We start from the raw sequence: 613 nt of genomic DNA, 5'->3' as shown, positions 1-613 counted from the left end.
AGAGGGTGTCGTCAGCGATGTGCCCACGTTCAACACGGGCTATTGATGGTGAACACGCTATTGGCATTGCTAATCGTTTTCATACACTCATCCCAGCAGCAAACGATGAGTCCAGAGAAGAGCCATTCCTACCCCGACCGTGGCAAGGATGCTCCCGGTATACCGGGCGATTATCGCCGCACTGAGTGCAGCGAACACCCGCGGCGTATATATCACCCGGAGTACCCCGTCCAAGTCTGTCAGCGCGCTCTCTACAACGAAGACATCGGGGAAGACGATGGCTGCGATGATCGCTGCCGGAACAAATTTAAGCGCCCGTTCGACTTCGGGTGGAATACCGCCAAGTGTGGAGTGTAGCTGGATGAATGAGAGCCGAATAGCGAAGATGCCGATACCGATTATGATAAACAACGGCCAGATCGACAACTCCGGGATTCCGTCGATCATCTACTCACCCCGGCTCGCTGGAGAACAATTCCAGCAGTAGTCCCTACGATGGCGGCGACGATGATGCCAACATTCAGGGGTAATCCACCACCGACGAGGGACACGACGCCGGCGACGACAGCGACGACGGCGATAGTCCACGTTTTGATCATGCTGTTCAGGAGAC

At 55.6% G+C, this 613-nt stretch carries 1 protein-coding gene; it reads right to left on the bottom strand.

Going from position 1 to position 613, the window contains the following annotated elements; translation table 11 throughout:
- Positions 1–87: 87 nt before the first annotated feature.
- Positions 88–447 (bottom strand): AzlD domain-containing protein, encoded by a 360-nt coding sequence (locus tag ACNS84_RS16080; RefSeq protein ID WP_435075877.1) that lies wholly within the window; start codon positions 445–447, stop codon positions 88–90.
- Positions 448–613: the final 166 nt, after the last annotated feature.

The organism is Halorubrum wangae (assembly GCF_051194135.1).
Taxonomy (GTDB): domain Archaea; phylum Halobacteriota; class Halobacteria; order Halobacteriales; family Haloferacaceae; genus Halorubrum.
Note: the sequence above shows the minus strand (reverse complement) of the source record. Positions and strands in the feature narration are given on the sequence as shown.

What these genes read in the sequence shown, in the direction of transcription:
- ACNS84_RS16080 (WP_435075877.1), bottom strand. Translation starts at nt 447, where the DNA reads ATGATCGACGGAATCCCGGAGTTGTCGATCTGGCCGTTGTTTATCATA.